Source organism: Paenibacillus sp. FSL R10-2736 (assembly GCF_038000245.1).
In the GTDB taxonomy this organism is placed as follows: domain Bacteria; phylum Bacillota; class Bacilli; order Paenibacillales; family Paenibacillaceae; genus Paenibacillus_AQ; species Paenibacillus_AQ phytohabitans.
The window spans coordinates 3,322,883-3,343,255 of sequence record NZ_JBBOBN010000001.1; the positions used below are offsets into that span (position 1 = coordinate 3,322,883).

The 20,373-nt window shown below is 56.3% G+C and carries 9 protein-coding genes; all 9 read left to right on the forward strand.

The window, feature by feature from the left end:
• Window positions 1-25 precede the first annotated feature (25 nt).
• Window positions 26-9,031, forward strand: a complete 9,006-nt coding sequence (locus tag NSQ73_RS14390) for an SDR family NAD(P)-dependent oxidoreductase (RefSeq protein WP_340986956.1) — start codon at window positions 26-28, stop codon at window positions 9,029-9,031.
• Window positions 9,028-11,586 (forward strand): alpha/beta fold hydrolase, encoded by a 2,559-nt coding sequence (locus NSQ73_RS14395; RefSeq protein ID WP_340986957.1) that lies wholly within the window; start codon window positions 9,028-9,030, stop codon window positions 11,584-11,586. The genes NSQ73_RS14390 and NSQ73_RS14395 overlap by 4 nt, the downstream gene beginning before the upstream one ends.
• A 141-nt stretch (window positions 11,587-11,727) precedes the next feature.
• Entirely contained in the window at window positions 11,728-12,405 is a 678-nt protein-coding gene (locus NSQ73_RS14400; protein WP_340986958.1) for an MBL fold metallo-hydrolase, read from the forward strand.
• 26 nt (window positions 12,406-12,431) lie between these two features.
• Window positions 12,432-16,013, forward strand: coding sequence for an ACP S-malonyltransferase (gene fabD, locus NSQ73_RS14405; protein ID WP_340986959.1), 3,582 nt, complete (start codon window positions 12,432-12,434; stop codon window positions 16,011-16,013).
• Window positions 16,010-16,249, forward strand: a complete 240-nt coding sequence (locus NSQ73_RS14410) for an acyl carrier protein (RefSeq protein ID WP_039291935.1) — start codon at window positions 16,010-16,012, stop codon at window positions 16,247-16,249. Before fabD ends, NSQ73_RS14410 begins: the two co-directional genes overlap by 4 nt.
• Window positions 16,236-17,540: a beta-ketoacyl synthase N-terminal-like domain-containing protein gene (locus tag NSQ73_RS14415; protein WP_340986960.1), complete on the forward strand. Its 1,305-nt coding sequence runs from the start codon at window positions 16,236-16,238 to the stop codon at window positions 17,538-17,540. Before NSQ73_RS14410 ends, NSQ73_RS14415 begins: the two co-directional genes overlap by 14 nt.
• Complete coding sequence (locus NSQ73_RS14420) at window positions 17,541-18,773, forward strand: hydroxymethylglutaryl-CoA synthase family protein (protein ID WP_336101711.1); 1,233 nt, start codon at window positions 17,541-17,543, stop codon at window positions 18,771-18,773.
• Window positions 18,774-18,785: 12 nt separating this feature from the next.
• Window positions 18,786-19,568: an enoyl-CoA hydratase-related protein gene (locus tag NSQ73_RS14425; protein WP_340989272.1), complete on the forward strand. Its 783-nt coding sequence runs from the start codon at window positions 18,786-18,788 to the stop codon at window positions 19,566-19,568.
• Window positions 19,569-19,578: 10 nt separating this feature from the next.
• The gene (locus NSQ73_RS14430) at window positions 19,579-20,352 is read left to right on the forward strand and encodes a 4'-phosphopantetheinyl transferase family protein (RefSeq protein ID WP_340986961.1); all 774 of its coding nucleotides are present in this window, start codon (window positions 19,579-19,581) and stop codon (window positions 20,350-20,352) included.
• Window positions 20,353-20,373: the final 21 nt, after the last annotated feature.

A 20,373-nucleotide genomic window follows, 5' to 3' on the forward strand; every position in this document is an offset into this window, starting at 1 on the left:
CAAACATAGGTTGGTGGTCAGCACAATGAGCATGGACAAACCGGAAGACCGTAAGGAATTAATCTTTTTCCAGGAGCTGTGGGCGGAATCCGCCCCCGTTCCGCAAGCCCCGGCGATCCCCTCTAAGGAAGAGGCTAAGGCAATGCTGCTGTTTATAGAGGCAGAGGACATGGAAGGCCAGGCGGCAGCGAGGGAACTCAGCCGGGATTTCACTGTAATTACCGTGCTGGCGGGAAGCTCCTTCCACAAACAAGACGGTCATACTTACACGATCAATCCTGCGGTGGAGCAGGATTATACCGCTGTGCTGGCTGAAGCTGCCAGGGACAACCTGCAAATCGCCTATATGGCGATGCTCTGGAAGAATACCGCGCCGCCGGATGATTCAATGACACCGCCGGATACCGGTGCTATTTTCACTATTTTTCATTGGGTTCAGGCCTTTCATGCCCTTAAGCTGCGGCTTAATATCCGCTGGCTGTCCATCTCCCGGAGCGGCGGCGGAGAGCAGCCTGCAATCGAAGCTTTGGGAGCCTACGGCAGCTCGCTGCAGCGGGTATATCCGCGACTTCGCTTCACCCATGTCGAGCTACGGGATGGAGTTGCGAATCTGGCGGAACTCATCCGGGAGGAAAGCCTGCTGACCCGCTTTGCTTTTGCACATGAAGTGAGATATACGGGTGGCTGCCGATTTGAGCAGCAGTTCAGCGAGCTTAACCTGGGGGCAGACGGGCCTGCTCTTCTGAAGCAAGGCGGCGTGTATATGATTTCTGGCGGAGCCGGTGCGCTTGGCATGATCCTGGGCACTCATCTCGCGGAGAATTACCGGGCGAAGCTGGTTTTGCTGGGCAGAAGTCCGCTTTCAGCCTCCGTGGAGGATAAACTGGCGGTCTTGCGTGCCCACGGTGGAGAAGCGCTGTATCTTTCCTGCGATATTGCGAAGCCCGCTGAAGTACATTCGGCAGTCCGGCTGGCCAAGCAGCATTACGGACTCATTAACGGTGTGATTCATGCGGCGGGACAAGCGAGCCATCAGCTTATTTTTCAGAAAAGCACGGCTGCCTTCACAGAGATTCTTCAGCCGAAAATTGCGGGTATTGCTGCTCTGGATGAAGCCACGCAGCAGGTGCCGCTGGATTTCTTTGCCGCCTTTTCCTCGACTTCATCCCTGCTTGGGGATTTCGGACAATGTGATTATGCTGTAGCGAACCGGTTTTTGGACCGGTTTTGCCGCCGCAGGCATGAACGGGCGGAGAAAGGCGAACGGCTGGGCAGAAGCGTCTGCATAAACTGGCCGCTATGGGAAGCCGGCGGAATGCACCTGGACAATCAGGGGGAACAGCTTTATTTGCAGACTTCCGGGATGGGGTATTTAACAGAGGCGCTGGGCATCAGCGCTTTTGAAGCCATCCTGGCGGGCCAGGAGCAGCAAGCTGCAGTAGTATACGGGGAACGAACAAGGCTGGAAACGCAGCTGAGGCTGAAGCCGAAGGAGGCCGAGCAGGCCAGAGGAGGAATAGCAAAGTTGGAGGAGCATACGGGGAATACAACCGAGTCCATGGAAGAACAGGTAATGCGCGATGTGCTGCACCTGGCGGCGCAAATTTTGCAGACACAGCCCGGCAGGCTGAACCCGGAGGAGAACATGGGCGATTTCGGCTTTGATTCGATTTCACTGAAGGAATTTGCTGACGGGTTAAGCGAGCTGTATGAAATTGAACTCTCTCCGGCTGTCTTTTTCGCCAAAACCACACTGAGCGAGCTGACCCCGTTCCTGCTGGAGGAATTCAGCCGGGAGGTTCAGGCGCATTATGCTGCGGCGACTCCTGTGACTGATTCACTTGAGCAGCAGATACGTATTGCACCGCTGGCGGCACAGGAGGCAATCCAGCCGAATCCGCAGATTGATCCTGCTGCACTATCTGCTCCGGTGGCACAATCCGTTCCGCAGGAAAATCCTGCCGGTCTGCCCCGCTCCAATGGAGCAGGTGCAGGTATAGGGGAGGCACAGCCGCCCGCGCTGCTGCCGCTGGCACAGAAATTCTCCGGCCGCAGCAAGACCAGCCGCACAAAGGCCGTGCCGGAAGCTGCGATGCGGCGGGATGTGGCGGTGATTGGCGTGAGCTTCAAGCTGCCGGGTGCAGACACGGCGGAGGAGCTGTGGAATTTCCTCGAGCGCCAGGAGAATCAGATCCGGGAGATTCCTGCAGACCGCTGGGACTGGAAGGCCTATTACAGCACCGACCCGCAGGCTGAGAACCGCACCAATTCACGCTGGGGCGGCTTTATCGGCGGTCACGATACCCTTGACGCCAAGTTCTTCCAGCTGTCGCCCCGCGAAGCGGAGCTGATGGACCCCCAGCACAGATTATATATTCAGGCGGTCTGGAAAGCGGTGGAGGACAGCGGATATAAAATGTCTACACTTGCTTCCCGGCAAGTGGGCGTATTCTCCGGCGTTCAGTTTACCGATTACCAGCAGTTATTGTCCGCGAATATGGAGAAGATTCAGGCCCAGTCCAGTATCGGCAACGCAACAGCCTTACTTAGCAACCGCATCTCTTACCTGTTCAATTTCAAAGGGCCCAGTGAATCAATTGATACCGCCTGCTCCAGTAGTCTCGTAGCCTTGCACCGGGCGGTGAAATCCATTCAGCATGGCGAGAGCAGCCTTGCGCTGGCAGGCGGGGTGAGCCTGATGCTTGATCCCAATACCTATGTAGGTGCTGGAGTCATGGGTGTATTCTCACCGGAGGGGCAGTGCAAAACTTTTGACCGCAGTGCGAACGGCTATGTCAAAGGAGAAGGCGTCGGCGTCGTAGTGCTGAAGCCGCTGGATCAGGCCGTGGCGGATGGCGATCACATTTACGGCGTGATCAAAGGCACAGCCGAGAATCACGGCGGCCGGGGTCATTCCCTTACCGCTCCCAATTCGGATGCACAGGCTGAGCTGGTGGTTCAGGCCTTCACCGAAGCGGGCGTAGATCCGGCTGCGGTATCGTATATCGAAACGCATGGAACAGGAACGGAGCTGGGCGACCCGGTGGAAATCAACGGGCTGAAAAAAGCCTTCTCCGAGCTGTACCAGAGCCGGGGACAGGCTCCGGCCCCCGGTCCGCAGATCGGTCTGGGCGCGCTCAAGACGAACATCGGGCATCTGGAGCCGGCTTCCGGTATTGCCGGAGTGATTAAGGTTCTGCTATCCCTCTCCAGGGGCAAGCTGCCGGGTAACCTGAATTTCAAGGAGCTGAATCCTTACATTCAACTGGAAGGCTCCCCGTTCTACGTGCTGGAACGCACGAAGACCTGGGAGGCCAAGGTGGACGCGTCTGGCCAGTCCTTACCACGCTGCGCGGGTGTCAGCTCCTTCGGCTTCGGCGGCACGAACGCCCATGCCGTCATCGAGGAGTATGTGCCGTCTGCGGCTCCTGCGCAACCTGCGGATGAACCTGTGGTATTCCTCCTGTCGGCCAAGAACAGTGACCGGCTGCGCGAATACGCCGCACTCTTCCGCGGCGCTCTAGCCGAGGCTGTAGATATGCGAGGGATCGCCTACACGCTCCAGGTGGGACGCGAAGAGCTGGAGGAACGGCTGGCTACCGTCGCAGCCACTGCAGAGGAGTTACGGGACAGGCTGGCCGCCTATTGCGGCGGATACGAAGCACCCGGCCTGTACACGGGCAGCGTTAAGAAATCCCGTTCAGAGACAGGAGCTGAGGACTATTCACAAGCGGTTATCGCCCATGCCTTGGCGTCTGCGGATCACGTTACCCTCGCCAAGGCCTGGACAGCCGGAGCCCGTATTTCCTGGACCGAGCTATACGGGAATGCGCGTCCGGCGAGAGTTTCCTTACCGAGCTATCCATTTGCACAGACCCGGTATTGGATGCCGCTGAAGAAGGCAGACCCCGCTTCCGTCAAGACTATGGTCTCGGAGCCAGCCTTGCACGCCCTGATCGACCGCAACCTGTCGACGCTGTATGAACAGGAGTTCGGGAAGACCTTTCAGGGCGATGAGTTCTATCTGGCGGATCATGGGCATGTTCTGCCGGGCGTTGTCTATCTGGAGATGGTCCGGGCAGCCGGAGCCTTGGCCGATCCTAAGCATGTTGTAACCGGAATCCGCAATGTGGTCTGGTCGAGTCCGGTGCTTGTGGACAAGGAAGCGTTACTGGTCAGAACCGCTCTGCAGCCCGGACCCCAAGGGATTGACTTCAGGATTTACTCCGAGCAAGGCGGGCAGCGGGTGGAGCATGCCCAGGGCAAGCTGGAGCTGGGTTCTTCCAGGGACTTCCGGCAGGAGAGCCTGGATATCGACGCCATAATCGGCAGAAGCAGCGGAGGGGAGCAGGAAGCGTGTGCCTATTATGAACTGCTGGGCAGCTTGGGCGCTGAGCTGGGCAGCCGGTTTTCGGGGATTCAGGCATTGTACTGCAATCCGTCCGAAGCCGTCTCCAGGCTGGCTGTTCCGGACCGTCTTATGACCACATTGGATCATTATCAGCTGCACCCGACCCTGACCGACGGAGGCCTGCAGTCTGCGGTGGCTTTTGCCTACCGGACCGGACTGATTGACCGGCAGGTGCTGTTTGTGCCGTTCGTGCTGGGGCAGCTCGAAATTCTGGATGCTTCTGTACAGCCCGCCTACGCCTATGTTCAGCGTTCGCCGGGTCAGGGACTGAAATTCGATATCGCTTTTGTGGCAGAAGCAGGACAAGTGGTTTCAAGAATGAAAGAGCTTGCCATCCGTCCGTTTCAGGTGAACCCGCTGGCGGGAGCTTCCGCAGCAGTGCCGCAGCCAAAGTCCGCCGGAAGTGAGCTGGTCTATTTGGCCCCGGGCTGGGTGGAGAGTCCCCTAGAGCCAATTGCGCTGCCGTCCGCACCGGGAACCAGACTACTGCTCATGGGCGGAGCTCTGGCGGAGAAGGAGGCGAGTCTGACAAACACACTTGGGGACCCAGCCATTCGGGTGAGCTTTGGCTCAGTGTACAAGGCACTAGCCGTTAATCAGTTTCAGATTGATCCAGCCGATCCGGAGAGTTATACGAGACTGGCCGAAGCCTGCGGCATTGCTGAGGATACGAAGCTGCAGATTGTTTATCTGCTTAGCGGCACAGGCGCCCGGACGGTCAGAGAGTGTGTGGCTCAGGACGTCTATCCCGTGTTCCATCTGTCCAAATGGCTGGCTTCCTTCGGGTTCCGAAGCCCGGTCCGCCTGTTCTGCATATACCGCGATGAGAAAACGGTGGCCGCCTATAGCGCATTGTCCGGGTTCTTCCGCTCAGCCGTGCTGGAGAGTCCCAAATTGCAGGGCAGTCTGATCCATATTAAGGATCACAGCAGGTTGAATCATGTGCTGGAACAGGAGTTTTCAGGCAGCCAGCCTGAGCATGAGGTGAAATATGAAGCGGGCTGCAGATATACCCGCCAGTTAATCCCTGCACAGCCGCCCCGGGAGCATACGCGCAGGCTGAAGGCCCGCGGTGTCTATATGATTGTCGGCGGACTCGGCGGACTGGGCTATAGGGTTGCCGAGCATCTCGCAGAGAATTACCAGGCGCGCCTGGTGCTGTGCGGCAGAAGCCCGGAAGGTGACCCGGCCAAGCTTGAGCGGCTGAAGTCGCTGGGTGCAGAGGCGGTCTATCTTTCGATGGATTTGGCCGATGCGAAAGCGGTGGAGCTTACGGTAGCGGAGATTAAGAATTTGTTTAACCAGCTGGATGGGGTCATTCATTGCGCCGGAGTAATCAAGGATTCGCTGCTGGTTAAGAAGAACATGGCGGATATTGCCGATGTGCTCAGTCCCAAGGTATACGGAACCGTATATCTGTACCGGGCGTTGTCACGGGAAAATCCGGAGCTGCTGTTCGTGCCCTTCTCCTCCTCAACCGCGTTAGTCGGAAATATCGGCCAGAGCGATTATGCCTATGCCAACAGCTTTTTGGATCATTATGTAGCACTGATGAATGAGAAGCGGGGCAGAAGCGATACCGCAGTGAACTGGTCCCTGTGGGAAAATGGCGGCATGCAGGTGGACGGCGCAACCAGGGAATTGCTGTGGTCCAGGTTTGGGATGAACCCGCTGTCCGATGAACAGGGACTGCGGGCCCTGGAAGACAGCCTGTCCTTCCGGGAGAACCAGGTGATGTCGGTATCGGGAGACAGGGAGAAGCTCATCCGTACCTTCACCGGCCAATTTCGCCAAGCCAGCCGGCAAAGCCGGCAGCCGGAGAGCAGTTTCGCCGCTGCGGCCGCTGCGTCTGGGGATAACGGACGAAGCCATCAGCTGGAGGAAGCGCTCATCGGCATCATGGCGGATATTCTCAAGAGCAGCCGGAGCGAGGTCAGCCGGGATTCTGATCTCAGTGAGCTTGGCTTTGATTCGATCTCGTTCACTGAGCTGTCGAATGCTATCAACCGGGCCTTGGGAGTGGAGATTACACCAACGCTGTTCTTCGAGCAGTCTACTCCGGCTGCCATTGCGGAAGCGATATACGGTGAATACCGGACGGTGATTGACCTTCATTTTGCACCGCCGGAACGAGGCGGCGAACGCCTCCCGGTTCAGGCCCTGCAAGCGGAAGCACGGCAACCCCACCTTCAGCCGGAGACTGCATTCAGGCTGCTGCACCGCAAACCCGATACCTCCGTGTTCCCGGACCTGGCGGATCGATCAGGGCGGAACACCGGTGCCCTGCCGGACACCAGGGAGCCTATCGCTATCGTGGGCATGAGCGGGATGATGCCCGGAGCGGACAATCTGGAGCAGTTCTGGTCCAATCTGGAAGCGCAGAAGGACATGGTCACCACCATTCCTGAAGACCGCTGGATCTGGCAGAACCGCTACGGCGACCCGCGCAGAGAGACGGGCAGAACCGATGTGAAATACGGTGCTTTCCTAAAGCGCATCGACACCTTTGATCCGCTCTTCTTCGGCATTTCGCCGGTGGAAGCGGAGAAGATGGACCCGCAGGAAAGACATATGCTCCAGACCGTATGGCATACGCTTGAGAATGCGGGCTACAAGCCGGAGGAGCTGTCGGGTACCCGGACCTCGGTATTCATCGGGGTATCGAACGGGGATTATCAGGAGCTGCTGCTGAAGGATGAGATTGCCACCACGCTGACCCGCACGATGCTGACGAACCGGATTTCTTATTTCTTCAACTGGAGCGGACCGAGCGAGCCGATTGACACGGCCTGCTCCAGCTCGCTGGTAGCCATCCACCGGGCGGTGGAATCGATCTGGCATGAAGGCTGTCCATATGCAGTCGCAGGCGGAATCAATCTGATCGCCAGCCCGAACCTGTTCATCGCTGGCAGCAGCCTGGGGATGCTGAGCAAGGACGGGAAATGCAAGACCTTCGACAAGGACGCCGACGGGTATGTGAGAGGCGAAGGGGCAGGGGCGCTGCTGCTTAAGCCGCTGTCTGCCGCGCTTAGGGACAAGGATTATATTCATGGCGTGATCCGGGGAACAGCGGTCAACCACGGCGGGAAATCGAATTCGATTACTTCCCCGAATGCCAAATCCCAGGCGGAAGTCATTATCCGCGCACATGAGCGGGCAGGCATAGACCCTTCCACGGTCACTTATATTGAGACGCACGGAACAGGTACCAGCCTGGGCGATCCGATTGAAGTAGAGGGACTGAAAAAGGCATTCAGGGCTCTGTATCAAGAGTGGGGCAAGCCGGAATCAGAGCTGCCGCAATGCGTAATCGGCTCGGTCAAAACAGCAATCGGCCACCTGGAATCGGCGGCAGGCATAGCGGGTGTAAGCAAAGTGCTGCTGTCCATGAAGCACGGGAAGATTCCGGGCAATATTCACTTCAAGGAGCTGAATCCCTATATCAAGCTGGAAGGCAGCGGTCTTAGCATTGCAGGGCAAACTGTCCCATGGAAGCCGCTTGCCGGAAGCCGGGGCAGTGAGATTCCGCGCCGGGCGGGCATCAGCGCTTTTGGTGTAGGCGGAAGCAATGCGCATATCATTCTGGAAGAATACCGCAATCCGCCGGTTGAGCTGCCTGCACAGAGCCGCTCCAGGCACATCATTATTCTGTCTGCCAAAAGCCAAAGCAGTCTAAGGGAGAATAGCCGCAGACTCCAGGCCTTTGTCGCCCGCAGCCTTGCGGGAGAGGCGGCTCTTCCAGCGGAGGACAACGCCCACAGTCTGGAAACAAGCCTGCGGCGCGATGTCATTGCCTTGTTCAGACAGGTGATGGTTCTTGACGGTGAGGACATTGATCCTGCAGCGGAGCTCGAGGAATACGGACTGGACGCAGTCAAGAACGTGCAGCTGCTGGAATTACTGAAGGACAAATTCACTCTCGAATTCAAGGACGCTGTGTACGGCTTCTCTTCGCTGAATAGTCTGGTGATGTTCCTGTTGCAGCACGATCCCGAGGGGATCAGCAGTTACTACGCGGCGGGACGCAGTAGAGTGCACCTGGAAGGAACTGCTCTGCCGGACAGCCTCACCCTGGAGCAGCTGGCTTACAGTCTGCAGACCGGACGCGCTGAAATGACTGAACGGCTGGCCATTGTGGCCGACAGCCTGAGCATGCTTCACGGGAAGCTGGGAATGTACCTGTCCGGGCAGCAGGATCAGGCGGGCATACATGAAGGACAGAGCAGCCAGCGTTCGGCGCTCAGCAAGCTGTTCGACGGCGAGGAGAGCCGCTTGTTCATGAATGAGCTGCTGCTGGGAGAGAAGCTGGACAAGATTGCCCAGCTATGGGTGCAGGGCGTTGCCATCGACTGGACGGCCTGGTACCCGCAGCCGCTGCGCAAGACGCCGCTTCCCGAGTACGCCTTTGATGAGGAAAGATACTGGCTCCCCGGACCGGACCGCATAAGCGCGCCAGAGTCTGCCCTAAGCCCGGCTCATACTCCGGAAGCAGAAGTACTTGCGGAAGAAGAGCCGGTTGTTCTGGATGACGATCAGCTGCTGCTGTGGCTGAACAAAGTACACAAAGGGGAAATAAGCGCCGAGAACTTAAATCTGTTAGTGGGGGATCTCTTGGAATGAGCACCTATTCGAGAATGCAGTTGTTAAAGCTGGTGGAGAGCCAGCAAATGTCTCCGGAGGAAGCATTGAAGATCATCAGGGAGAACAGTCAGCGTAATGCAGGCCAGCCACAGCATCAGCCGCAGCCGCCGATCCAGGAGGAGCCGCTAATCGCGGCTCCTGCGGACCGGCAGGATTTGGGCTCGCAATTGAACAAGCTCCTGGTGGAGGGAGTAGCCACGCTGCTTAAGGTACCGGCGGGCAAAATCCACCCGGATGCCGACTGGAAAAGCTTTGGGTTTGATTCCATCAGCTTCACGGCCTTTCACAGCTATCTGACGGAGAAGCTGGGATTCAGCTTTCCCCTGGATGTCTTCTTTGAATACAGTACGATCAATACCTTAACCGGATTCCTGCTGACCCAATCCTCCGGTGCAGAGGTCAGCTTCAGCGGGGAGCCTGCAGTACAGCCTACGGGTCACCTGCTTTCTCAAAGCCCCGCTGAGACTGGGAAGTTCACCCCTGCCCGGCAGGATTCCCTGTGGCTGGTCAACAGTGCGGATACCTTTTTCCTCGACTTCTGGAGCAAGCTTGCAGATTCCTCCATCAATGCTCCCGGGACGGACTATCCTTCGCTGTCCACAGCTGAGCTGGATAGCGTCCGGCACAAATACATCCAGCTGCTGGTGAATACCTCGGCCGGTCAGAAGATGGAGGTAGTAATCTCCGGTCAGGGCAAGCCGCTGGTCATTGTCGGAGGTGTGGGTATGGCTTCGCCGATGATTCTGCATCAGCTCGATTATTTCTCAAGCCGCTGCCGGGTCATCAGTATCCATAATCCGGGCTGCGGACTCAGTGAGGATATCGACAATTACTCGCTGGAGCACAGGGTCGAGGTGATTGCGGAGGTGCTGGACAATCTGGGAGTGAGCGGGCCGGTGGATTTTGTCGGCATTTCCTGGGGGGGACTCGTCGGGCAAACGTTCAGCGTGGAGTATCCGGAGCGGGTTTCCAGCCTGATCCTGGTCAGCTCCATCTATGAAATCGTCAATGAGAACCCGCAAATGAATGCTGACGCAGCGATGAAGAAGGATCTTGAAGCAGTCGAGCGGGGACTGGATTCCCTGGAGCTGATGGAGTATGGGAAGAGCATCAACAAGCAGATTTTCACGAAGTACATGGAATATTATCTGCCCGGCAATCACAAAAGCTACTCGACCATCCAGCTGATCGGCCGCATTCAGGTGCCGGTACTGATCGTATACGGCAAAAAAGACACCATCATCAATACCCGGCAATCCAGAGAAATGGCAGTTGCAATTCCGGGGGCCCGCTGCGTTGAAATGGAGGACGCCGCCCACTTCCTGTTCATGACGCATCATGAGCAGCTGCACCGGGCGATGGAAGAGTTCATCTTCCGGCCCGAGGCTGAACCCTTCAGCCTGCGGGACAGCTACGCGCAAATTCTGGATGCTGAGCAATTGCGCAGAGCAGAGCTGGACATACGGGGAATCGAAGGCTACGAGGGACTGGAAGAGCGTCTGAATGAGCTGTGCATGAGCTATGCCTACCGTTATATCAGGCAGTGCGGTCTCGACACCACTCCCGGCACGATTCATGACCGGACAGAGTGGGTGAAGCGGCTGAAGATCCTCCCCGGGTATACCAAGCTGCTGGACTGCATGATCGACATGCTGGCGGAAGACGGCGTGGTGAAGCTGTTGAACAGCCGCGTCAAATTCATCAAGGCCGAAGCGGAGATTCCGCAGCCGCAGGAGCTGTATGAGGCCTGTCTGCAGGATTTCCCTGAGTTCCGGGGGATGCTCCAGTTCCTGGATTATTGCACCGGCAATTATAAGGATGCGCTCAGCGGACGGGTCCCTCCTGTCAGCGTGCTGTTCCCTAAGGGCAGCTCGGACGCCCTGGAGCGGAGCAACCGGGATACCGTGGAGCATGGCAGGGAACGGGTCTATGCCCGGGTGGTGCATGATATTCTCTCCATGCTGATCGCCAGGGACGGAGGCGGTAGACCGCTCAATATTCTTGAGGTCGGCGGCGGAACCGGACTCTTGACCCGGCAGCTGCTGGATCTGGCAGAACTCCCGAATGTGAACTACTATTTCACCGATATCGGCGAATATTTTATTAACAAGGCGAAGGATGAGCCCGGATTCGCTTCTCTTCACTTTAAAACTTTTGATATCAGCAAAAATCCGGCAGAGCAAGGCCTGACACTTCACAGCTTTGATGTTGTGCTCGGGCTGAACGTGGTCCATGCCACTAAGGATATCGGCGGTACGCTGGCCAATTTGCGGCCGCTGCTTGTGCCGGATGGTCTGATGCTGCTGATTGAGGCCTGCAAACGCCTGCGCTGGGTGGATATGGTCTGGGGGCTGGCCGAAGGCTGGTGGATGTTCGAGGACCGGAGCCTGCGCGATAAATCTCCGATTATTGACCCTTATGCCTGGGAAAAAGTATTCGTGGACGCCGGTTATCAGGACATTCAGGTCTTCCCTGGCGACGATGAACGGCGCTTTATGGCCGACTGTGTTCTTGTCGCAGCGCACAAAAGGTAAAAATTCAAAAATATGATACTAATTTTAACATTATACAGCATAAACATTCATTGACATTGAAGGAAATCGTAGATGATAATTTAGTAGATTCATAAAGAAAATTGTGGAAATATGACAAACCAGATTTTCGAGGAGGCGGACATGGAAGCAACGTATGATCTGTTTACCATCAAAACGCAGTGTATGACTTTTTCTAACTACGCTTATCTCGGAATTGACAAGACCTCCCGTAAAGCTTTTGTTGTTGATCCGTCCTGGGATGTATCGCAGATGATTCAGATTTTGGAGAAGCAGGGCGCTTCCCTGGAGGCTGTACTGCTGACGCATTCTCATTTCGATCACACCAATATGGTCAAAAAACTGGAAATGCTCTATCATCCGTCGGTCTATATTTCCAGAACAGAGGCGGACTACTACAGATACCGCTGCACCCGGCTCAGAACCGTTGAAGACATGGACCGGATACGTATCGGGGACACCCAGATTACTTGTCTGGTGACTCCAGGGCATACGCAGGGAAGTGTCTGCTACTGGGGCGAAGACAACCTTTTCTCCGGGGATACGGTATTTATCGAAGGCTGCGGCTTATGCGACAGCGAGGGGGGCTCGGCAGAGGATATGTATTATAGCATCCACCGGCTGATCCGGATGATTCCGGCACATGTGCGGGTTTTCCCGGGCCATTCCTTCGGCGATCCGCCGGGCAAAGAGATGAGCTATCTCTATAAAAGAAATCTGTATTTCCAAATCGATGACATCAATCATTTTGTGAAATACAGGAACAGAAAGAACAATGCCAGAGTTTTTGATTTCAAATAAGCTGCTCAAATTCAGGAGGTACCGTAATGCACAGCGAAATGGTGTTTATGTTCTCCGGGCAAGGCTCGCAATACAACAAAATGGGTCTTGAATTGTACGAGAATCAGCCTGTGTTTCGTCAATCCATGGAACAGCTGGACCGTATTTTTCATGATCTGACCGGCAAAAGCGTAATAGAAGAGCTATATCTCAACACCAAGCGCAAGGGTTCCAGATTTGAGGATATCCTGTATACCCATCCCGCGATCTTCATGGTTCAATATGCGCTGGCGGAGACTTTGAAGGCTGAGGGAATGACTCCCCGCTATACGCTGGGTGTTAGCCTGGGGGAATATGTGGCGCTGGCGGTGGCTGGGGTGCTGACGGCTGAGCAGGCGCTGGAGCTTATCGTGAAGCAAGTCGAGCTGCTCAAAAAGACCTGCAAAACCGGTGCGATGATTGCCATTCTGGACAATGAACAGCTGTATCACGGGAATGCGGAGCTGAACACCCGCTCAGAGCTGATTGCCGTGAACTTTGAGAAGCATTTTACAATCGCCTGCAAACGCGAGCATGTCAAAGAAATCCAGCAGTTTATCAAGGAACGTAACATCGCCAGTCTGAAGCTGCCTGTGAACTATGCCTTTCATTCCGCATCCATCGATGAACTGGAGGAGCCTTACCGTACATATTTGCAGAAGATTGACTATAAGACTCCAGCCCGGGGAATCAGTCTGGTATCGGCTATGGCCGGGGGAAGCGTGCAGGCTGTGGGAGAGTCCTTTTTGTGGGATGTGCTAAGGAAGCCGATGAATTTCCGCGGAGCACTAGAGAGTCTGTCCTCCGGCGGGGAGTTGCTGTTCCTCGATCTGGGTCCATCGGGTACGCTGGAGAATTTCAGCAAATACATTCTGGAGCAGCCGCAGGTCCGGCAGGTACGGTCTGTGATTACGCCAATGGGCAGCGAGCTGAAGAAGCTGAATGAGATCGTGGCAGAGTATGGGCAAATGAACCTTAAGAAGGAGGCGTCGGAGGCGAAGATGAAGATGAAGTCTTATTTATTCCCGGGGCAGGGCGCGCAGTTCATGGGTATGGGAGGCACGCTGTTCAAGGAGTTCCCCGAATACACCGCGATTGCCGACCGGGTGCTGGGCTACTCCATTGAAGAGCTGTGTCTGAAGAACAGCAGCAGGCTGCTGGATACTACCGCTTATACACAGCCCGCGCTCTATGTCGTTAATGTCCTGTCCTATCTTAAGGAGCTGCGGGATTCCGGGGAGGCCCCCGATTTCGTAGCCGGACACAGTTTAGGAGAGTACAGTGCGCTGTATGCGGCAGGCGTGTTCGATTTCGAGACCGGACTTAAGATTGTGCAAAAGAGAGGCGCGCTGATGAACACGGCGACCGGCGGCGGTATGGCCGCCGTCATCGGGCTGACCGAGGAAGCCATTCACCGGATTCTCGCCGACCACCGCCTCGATAAGCTGGATGTGGCCAACCTGAATACGCCTACGCAGATTGCCCTTTCGGGGCTGATGGAGGATGTGCAGGCCGCCAAAGAGATTTTTGAACAGAATGGAGCTTCCGCTTATGTCGTGCTGAATGTCAGCGGCGCCTTCCACTCCCGGTATATGCGCAGCTCGGCGCTGCAATTTCAGGAGTTCCTCAGCCAGTTCGAGTTCGCTCCGCCCTCTATTCCGGTTATCGCCAACTTGACGGCGCGGCCTTATTCCGTAGGCGATGCCGTACATTATATGACAGAGCAGATGGTCAGCAGCGTGAAATGGTCCGAATCGGTCCGTTACCTCATGGGCAGGCATCCCGAAATGGAGCTGACCCAGATCGGCCCGGGTCACGTCATCGCAGGCTTGGTCAGCAAAATCAAACGGGAAGCGGAGCCGCTGATTGTGGATGATGCCGCCGAGGCCCGGCTGTTATTTGCCGAATCGGCATCAACTGCCGAAGCCGACACAGTAGCGGAAGCGGCTGAGCCTGCCGCAGCAGTTGAAGCTCAGGTCACGGCTCAGCCCGCTGTAGCATTTGAAGCCCCTGTCACAGCTGAAGCTGTTGCAGCAGTTGAGGTACAGAACACGGCTGAAGCCGCGGAACAGGAGGATTCTTCCGAGAATACTGTAATCGTTCACGCTGCAAATGCCACAAATGAAGTAGATGCGATTGAGGTCTCTGAGGTCTCTACAGGAATTGAACCGTTCGCAGCTGCGGAAGCTCCGGCCGCAGATTTCACAGTGGAGCTGGAGCCTGTCCTGACGCAGGAAGAGACGCTGGTACAGACTGCCTTCACCGGAACCCGGCTCGGAAGCGCGGCTTTCAAGCAGCGCTACGGACTGGATTATGCGTATTTGCTGGGAGGGATGAATGACGGAATCTCCTCCTCAGAACTGGTCGTACAAGCCGGGAAAACGGGCTGTCTCGCTTTCCTGGGAGCAGGCGGGATGAAGCCGGCAGAGCTTGCAGATGCCATCCGCCATATCCGCCGGGAGCTGGGGAACAGCAAAGCTATTGGGGTTGCCGTAACCTATCATCCGATCTATCCGAACCGGGAAGAGGAGCTGATAGAGCTTCTGTTAAGAGAGAAGATTCAATTGGTTGAAGCCTCCTCGTACCTCACCTTGACACCGGCTCTTGTAAAGTACCGTTTGCTGGGACTTACGAGAGCTGAGGATGGAACTGTGCACCGCGCCAACCGGATCATTGCCAAGGTATCCCGGCCGGATATCGCTACACTGTTCATGCTGCCGGCTCCGGCCCGTATCGTGGACAAGCTGCTGGCTGACCGGCAGATCACGGCAGAGCAGGCAGAGCTGGCCCGGCTTGTTCCGGTGGCGGATGATCTTTGCGCAGCAGGAGATTCGGCAGGTCCGACCGATCAGGCCAATCTCATCAGCCTGTTGCCGACGCTATTGCGTCTGAAGAAGGAATTGTCCCGTACCTTCGCTCCGGTGCAGGAGATGCACATCGGTGCCGCCGGAGGGATTGGAACCCCGGAAGCTGCAGCTGGCGTATTCCTGATGGGCGCGGACTTTATTTTGACCGGATCGATTAATCAATGCACGGTGGAGAGCGGGGCAAGCCCGGAGGTGAAGGAGCTTCTGGAGCAGGTGAATGTCTACGACATGGCCTATGTTCCTTCTCTGGAGCTGTTCGAGCTGGGCGGCAAGGCCCAGGTGCTCAAGAAGGGGCTGTTCTTCTCGGCAAGAGCCAACAAATTGTATGAGCTGTACCGTAATACCGGCTCTATCGCGCAGCTGGACAGCAAGACGAAGTCTCAGCTCGAAGATAAATATTTCGGCCAGCCGATGACGGACGTTCTGGAGATATGCAAGCGCGGAATGTCTGCGGAGGAGAGGGCTGCTGTCCAGGGAGATTCGAAGCAGCAGCTGGCGGCCGTCTTCAAGTGGTATATCGCCAGAGGCAAAGCCTCCGCCATCGCCGGCGAATCCGGCAATAAGGTCAATTACAGCATTATGTGCGGTCCGGCCATGGGAGCCTTCAACCAGTGGGTGAAGGGTACACCGCTGGAAGCCTGGAGACACCGCCGGGCTGGCGAGATTGCTATCAAGATGATGAACGGGGCTGCCCAGATCATAAAAGGAGAGGTTCTTGTATGAACAAAGACCAGGTACTGGAGATTATGAAGAGTAAAATGATCGATATCCTGCCGGATTTGACAGCAGAGCAGATTCACAGGGAAGCAAGCATGAAGGACCTCGGCGCGAACTCCATTGACCGCTTTGATATTATTTCCGACACCATGGATGAGCTGAACATTAAAATCCCGCTGCTGCAGTTCGGGAGCCTGAAGAATATCGGGGAGGTCGTAGATTTCCTGCATGAAAATCTATAACGGTGCAACAGGCTGGCGGTTTGAGGATTTCCGCCCGGTGACCGTCACCGGGATGGGGGTCCTCAGCGCGGCGGCAAGCGGTGTAGAAGCCTTCGGGCGATCCCTGAAAGAAGGCCGCAGCGGAATTGGCTATCTTCAGGGGTTAACCTATCCGGACGGACAGCCGCTGATCGGTGCTGAGCTGCGCGAGGAGGGGCTGCAGGAATCCTTCCGCCGTTATGAAGGGGATTTGTCACGGAATGCCGGCCGGTTGTTCAGAATCTCCGGCAAATCGGTTAAGGCCTCCGCACTGGCCGGAGCCGAGGCATGGCAGCAGGCGAAGCTGAATGTAAGCAGGCCGGGGGCAGAGCGGATCGGCCTGATCATTGCCGGAAGCAATATTTCTCCGGCGGTCAGCTATGCAGCAATGGTGGAATGCGGACACCAGCTGGAGCTGCTGCATCCCAGATATGCGCTGAATTACATGGATACCAATCAGCTCGGGGTACTTAGTGAAATGTTCGGCATTCAGGGAGAGGGAGCGACGGTTGGCGGCGCCTCAGCCAGCGGCAATGCGGCGGTGCTGAGGGCAGCGCAATTAATCCAGCTCGGGATTGTCGATGTCTGTATGGTTATCGGACCTTTGGCCGATCTGTCCCCGCTTGAGCTGCAGGGCTTCCTCAATATAGGGGCGTACGGAGGACGCAGCTTCCATGATGCACCCGCCGCAGCGTGCCGGCCGTTTGACAGCAGGCATGAAGGCTTCATCTTCGGGCAGGCTTCCGCCTGCCTGATCCTGGAGGGGGCGGACAGTGCCCAAGCCCGGGAAGTGGAGGTGCTGGCGACTATAGCCGGCGGTGCGGCTGCTCTGGACGGACACAGCCTGTCTGATCCGAGTGAAGACGGACAGGTGCGGACGATGGAGCAGGCGCTCCGCACCGCCGGAATCGCTCCCTCTGTCATTGATTACATCAATGCGCATGGCACTTCTACACCGCTGGGGGATGTGACGGAGCTGAAATCAATTTCACGGGTGTTTGGCGGCCAGCTAAGTCACATCCGGTTGAATTCGACCAAAGCGCTGACCGGACATTGCCTGTATGCGGCCGGAGTGGTGGAAGCTGTGGCGACGATCCTTCAGCTGCAGGGGAATTTCCTTCATCCGCTGCCCTCTCTGGAGGACCCGATCAGCCGGGAGCACTATTTCGCTTCCAGCCTGGCGGAACCGGCGGGATTTACTTATGGGCTTAGCAATTCCTACGGCTTCGGAGGAATCAATACCAGCATTATCATCAGAAAAGGAGCAAGCTGAATGCGAGTAGGAATTGAGAGTATCAACTTTTACGGGGGACCGGCGGTGATCTCCGCCCGCAGTATCTTTGAAGGCAGAGGCCTTGACCTCAGCCGGTTCGATAATCTGATGATGGACCGGAAATCTGTGGGTGTAGCCTGCGAAGATGCTGTAACAGGCGGAGTCAATGCGGCGAAGCCGATCATCGATGCCTTAAGCGAAGAGGACAAGAACCGGATCGAGCTGGTGATTACTGCCAGCGAGTCCGGTGTGGATTTCGGCAAATCGCTCAGTACCTATATCCATGACTATCTGGGGCTGAGCCGCCATTGCCGGTTGTTCGAGCTGAAGCAGGCCTGTTACGGCGGAACGGCCGGGCTGCACATGGCTGCCTGCTTCATCGCCTCGGGTGCTTCCCCCGGAGCCAAGGCGCTGGTCATCGCCACGGATGTAGCGAGAGCAGCAGCCAAGAGCACCTACGGTGAGCCGACTCAGGCTGTTGGAGCCGTAGCCATGCTTATCAGTGCCAATCCGGAGATTCTGGAGCTGGACTTCGGCGCAACCGGACATTACAGCTATGAGGTGATGGATACCTGCCGGCCGCTGCCGGAGATCGAGACCGGGAACCCGGATTTGTCACTGCTGTCTTATCTGGACTGCCTGGAGAATGCCTATAAGAATTATAAGGAGAAGGTGGACGGCGTCCATTTTCAGGAGACCTTTGATTTCCTGGCCTTCCATACGCCCTTCGGCGGCATGGTCAAAGGCGCGCACCGCAAGCTGATCCATGAGGAGCTGAAACTGAGAGGCGCAGTAGTCCAGCAGGACTTTGACAAAAGAGTCGCCCCGTCCCTGACCTACGGCATGCAGGTGGGCAATGTCTATTCCGCAGCTTTATACCTCAGTCTGTGCAGTCTGATTGATCAGGCGGATATCTCGGATTACCACAGGGTCGGATTATTCTCTTACGGCTCAGGCTGCTCTTCCGAATTTTACAGCGGGGTGATTACGCCGGAATCCGTAAAGAAGCTAAGAGCGATGAACATTCAGGCGGGCCTGGACAGCCGCTATGAGCTCAGCTTTGAGGAATATGACGACATCCTGGACCAGAACGTGGAGTGGCTGTTCGGAATCCGGGACAAGAAGGTGGATTTCTCCGGATTCAGCCGCGTCTATGATCACTTCTTTAAGGGCAAAGGTTATCTGGTTCTGACCGAAGTCGATGACTTTCACCGCAAATATGCGTGGAGCTGACAAGTGACTGCCATGGAGTATCATTCTATTGCCGTAAGTCACCTGGAAGAAGGGCTCTACAGCATCCGGCTGAACCGTCCGGAGCACAAGAACAGTATCACTGCCACCCTGGTATCAGAGCTGCAGCATGCCTTAGGGATGCTGGAGGAGCTGAGCGCCTGCCGGGTGATTGTCCTTGAAGGTACGGGCGGGTATTTCTGTACCGGGATGAATTTTCAGGCGTTTACGGACGGGGAGGACGACGCACCCGGTGATTCAGCCGCCCCGCCATCCGTAGATTTTTTGCAGACGATGAAAAGGATCGGCGAGCTGTCCAAGATGGTGATCGCCAAGGTAGACGGGCAGGTGCTTGCCGGTGGAGTGGGGCTGATGGCTGCCTGTGATTATGTGGTCGCTTCGCCGCGGTCCACCTTTGCCCTGCCTGAAGCAATCTGGGGCCTCGTGCCTGCTCTCGTCAGTCCTTATCTAATCCGGCGGACCGGCTATTGGCAGGCATACAAGATGACCTTGACCACGATGCCCTTGTCCTCGGAAGAAGCGCTAGGGTGCAGACTGGCCGATGAAGTGACTGCTGACCCGGATGCCAGCATTCTGCGGCTATACCGGAGAATCAGCCGGATCACGCCGCAGACAGTAAGGGAGATCAAAGGCTATTTCCGGCAAATGTGGATTATCAACGAAACGATGGAACATGCCGCCGTAGCCGAGATTGACAAGCTGACCGCTTCCGCAGAAGTCAGAGAGAACATTCAGAATTATGTGCGTTACAAAAGATTTCCCTGGGAAAAAGAATAGGGGCACAGAGATGCTATATACAACCTTCGCAAGGCAATACGAACAGTTCCTCTCCCAGACGGTAAGAAGGATCAGCTTTGAGCTGGAAGGCCCGGAGGATCATTATGGGCTGAAGCTGAGTGTGGTCTCCCTGCCGCAGGAGGACGGGCCTCTGGATTATCTGAGCGCGGCGGAGAAGGAGCAATACTCCGGGTTCAAATATCCCAGACGCCGCAACAGCTACCTGCTCGGCAAGCTGGCCGCCAAGATGGCCGTGGCTGAGGAGCAGGATGATCTGTCCGAAATTAGGATCAATCACGGGATTATGTGCCAGCCGCTGGTGGCCGGAAGCGACCGGAAGATTACGATTACCCATTGCGACACCCTGGGAGCGGCGGTTGATTATGACCCGCGCCTTCTGCTGGGCGTTGACATGGAGCTTGTGGATGAGAAGGCGATGGACGCGTTAAGAAGAATTACCTCCAAGGAGGAAGAGGCGCTGACGAAGGACCTAGGACCTGAGCTTGCGCCGACGCACTTCCTGACCCTGCTCTGGACGGCCAAGGAAGCGATGTCCAAAGTGCTTCAGACCGGATTCACCGTTCCCACCGACCTGTTCGAAATCAAAGCTTGCACCCGCGGTGAGCAGGGAGTGATTAGCCAGTTCAAGAATTTCCCGCAATTCAAGGCCATATCCGTTCTGCGCCGTGAATATGTTTTTACCATTGTGCTTCCGGCCAAGGCCATGACTGACAGCTCGGAAGACCGGTTATTGCAATGTCTACAAGAGATGCTGCCATTATAACGTAAGAGTATCAACCATTTC